This is a genomic window from Limnobacter sp. SAORIC-690, from assembly GCF_002954425.1.
GTDB classification, from domain to species: Bacteria; Pseudomonadota; Gammaproteobacteria; order Burkholderiales; family Burkholderiaceae_B; genus Limnobacter; species Limnobacter profundi.
This window is the reverse complement of the sequence record NZ_MQVZ01000001.1, coordinates 3,197,109-3,198,119: the sequence shown is the minus strand read 5'-3', so window position 1 is coordinate 3,198,119 and position 1,011 is coordinate 3,197,109. Positions and strand designations below refer to the sequence as shown.

The window sequence follows — 1,011 nt, the reverse complement described above, 5'->3', positions numbered from 1 at the left end:
ATCCCAAGTCTCCAATACGAATAGCGCGATCGTATGAGCAGAATGGATCGCCAACCGTGCATGCCGTGGCTTTAGATTGTATATTTTCCGACCTTGCCCATGAGCGGAACTAGCATGCGTTCTGAAAGCGCCAATTCCGTCAACTACTGACAACACGCCAGATAGAATTTTTTTGAGATCGTCATCCTCTAAAGCGGCTGGGTCAAACCCCAAATCTGCACGCACCACCTTCCAGACATTTTGAAGATCCTGCTTCTGTGGCATCTCCAGCTTTTCGTCAGCTATGTAAATCTTAAAAATAGATTCAAGGATATTGCATGCCGCAGAAACAGCTTCTCTTGGCTCCGAATTTACATTCAGTAGTGCACGATTAAACTCTGCATCAATGGAGGGTATATCTCGACCTTTAATCAGCTCTGCTAGAGATCGACTAGGAGCTGAACTACCATCAGAAATGATCCCGCCAGTGATGTACGTCAGATTACATCTAGAAAGGATTGCCTCCAATTTGGATTTGAACTCTTTCTTTATATCTACGCTCGGGGAGCCAAACCAAGAAGAAGCCGTATTTTCTGCACCAGGCAATTCGATGTAGCACTCAATAATTCGCCCCAATACGACCAAGGGGAATTCCGATTCTTTATTGACTCGCCGAAGCCATGATTGAACTTTAACAGGCTTAGAACCCTCAGGTGGCTCGCCGGGAGCTTCAGCATATGTAAAAAGATTGTCTAAGCTGGCATGCGTTTCTAAGGTCGGCATATTCTCAGAAAGCACGGCAATTATTGGAGCTGGAATTTCCTTTCTCATAGAGTCACTCTTATATTTCAGGGGATGCTAACGCTCGCATTTTGGGCTGGTTTGGAGCGCAGCGGAAAAAAGTCTGACAAGATGCGCTTGTTACGTTTTTACAGTTCAATCATGTCAGCTATTTGATAACCCTCGTTGCTAATCTCGAAAACTTGACTGTTGAGTTGCATCTAAAATTGACCCACTTAGGGTAAAGAGGGG

General features: G+C 44.9%; 1 protein-coding gene. It reads right to left on the bottom strand.

All coding sequences use genetic code 11. From position 1 onward, the window contains the following. Nucleotides 1–810, bottom strand: an 810-nt coding sequence (locus tag BSZ31_RS15205) for an abortive infection family protein (RefSeq protein WP_105029448.1), incomplete at its 3' end; no start/stop codon positions are given. Nucleotides 811–1,011: the final 201 nt, after the last annotated feature.